This is a genomic window from Arthrobacter sp. 2YAF22_2 (assembly GCF_052114645.1).
Taxonomy (GTDB): Bacteria; Actinomycetota; Actinomycetes; order Actinomycetales; family Micrococcaceae; genus Arthrobacter.
In genome coordinates this window covers 1-1,445 of the sequence record NZ_JBFRFD010000701.1, presented here as the reverse complement: position 1 = coordinate 1,445, position 1,445 = coordinate 1, and the positions used below count along the sequence as shown (strand labels likewise).

1 protein-coding gene and 1 pseudogene are annotated in these 1,445 nt (G+C 67.2%); one reads left to right on the top strand and one right to left on the bottom strand.

Annotation, left to right across the window (positions count from 1 at the left end; genetic code table 11):
• Positions 1-729: pseudogene (locus AB4Y86_RS18825) on the bottom strand (hypothetical protein); the annotation flags it as partial.
• A 236-nt stretch (positions 730-965) separates the two neighbouring features.
• Between AB4Y86_RS18825 and AB4Y86_RS18820 the strand changes: the two are divergent.
• On the top strand, positions 966-1,445 hold a 480-nt coding region (locus AB4Y86_RS18820), incomplete at its 3' end, for a zinc-dependent metalloprotease (RefSeq protein WP_441403654.1).

Sequence of the window (1,445 nt, the reverse complement as noted above, 5' to 3'; positions counted from 1 at the left end):
GAGTGCGGTGATGGGTTTGCCGCCGATGGAGACCAGCACGTCGCCTTCCTGGATTTTGCCCTTGGAAGCCGAATCGTCCGGGATGTTGGCGACCTGCAGCTTCTGCTCAAACGGGATGGCCAACTCCTTGAGGGCGGAGGCCACGGCGTTCTCCTGCGACGTCGTCATCGCAACAGCGCTTTCCTGCTGCGACTGTTCTTTCGACACGCCGCTGGGGAAGATCAGTTCCTCGGGGTACACCGCCTTGGACGCGTTCAGCCAGGCGCTGAGGGCCTCGAACGAGGTGACCGGTCCGTTGGGGCCGCCGTCGACGTAGACGGTGGTGAGGTCCAGGCCGCCCTTGGCCGGAAAGGTCTCGTGCCCGGAGACCGTGATGACCGGTTTGCCGTTGTCCGTGCCGAGCGTATTGAATGTCGGGCCGGGAGACTCGATCACGTAGGGAACGGGCAGGCTCATCGCGGCGACGCCGAGTACCACCGCAAGCAGGCCCGAGACCAGCATCGCAGAGGAACGGGTGTCCCCTCCGCCGCCTTTCGCTCCGCGGGGCCCGGTTCCCCGGGCTCCCGTTCCACGGCCGGGGATCAGGCCGGACCAAAGGCCGCCGTGATCGGGCCCGGTTCCGGGATCGCCGCTTGGAGCACCGCCGGCCTCGGCGCTAACTGCGCCGGGGTGTCCGCCGTCGCGGGGCGGGGGTTCGCCGGGGGGCTGTTCGCCCTGGGTAAATGTCAATGAAGGACCTCTCCGTGCCGGCGCCTGGGACCACTTTCGAGGCCGGGACCAGGCGCAGCGGCTGCGGCCGAAACCGGCTCGGCAGCCTGCAAACATTCCAGCTCCCAACACTACGCGGTCGCGCGCCCGCGAGGCTCTTTGCCGACAGCGAACGTTCCCGGGTTTCGGGCGACAGCCCCTTACGCGGAGGGGTAGCGTGAAGTTGAGTACCAGTCACACCGACGATCGGCGGGATCATGACCTCTAACCCACTCAATCCGTCCAACGGGGACGACGAACCCAAGGACCCGCTGGCAGAAATGCTGCAGAACCTGATGGGCGGCAAGGGCATAGGGGACATCGATCCGTCGGAGCTCGCCAAGGCCGCCGGGCTGCCGGACGACCCGAATCTGCTGGCCCAGATGTTTTCCCAGGTCCAGGCCATGATGAGCGCTTCTTCCGACGGGCCGGTGAACTGGCAGCTGGCACACGACAACGCCCGCCGGGTCGCCGCCAGCAGTTCCGACCCGTCCGTCACCGCTGCCCAGTCCCGCGAGGTTGACGAGGCGCTTCGGCTCGCCGAGCTCTGGCTCGACCAGGTCACCGAACTTCCTTCCACCGGTCTGATCGGCCGGGCCTGGTCCCGCGCCGAATGGGTCGAAGAAACGCTCGGCACCTGGAAGCGGCTGACCGAACCCGTCGCCAACAGCATCGCCAATGCCCTGTCGTCCGCCATG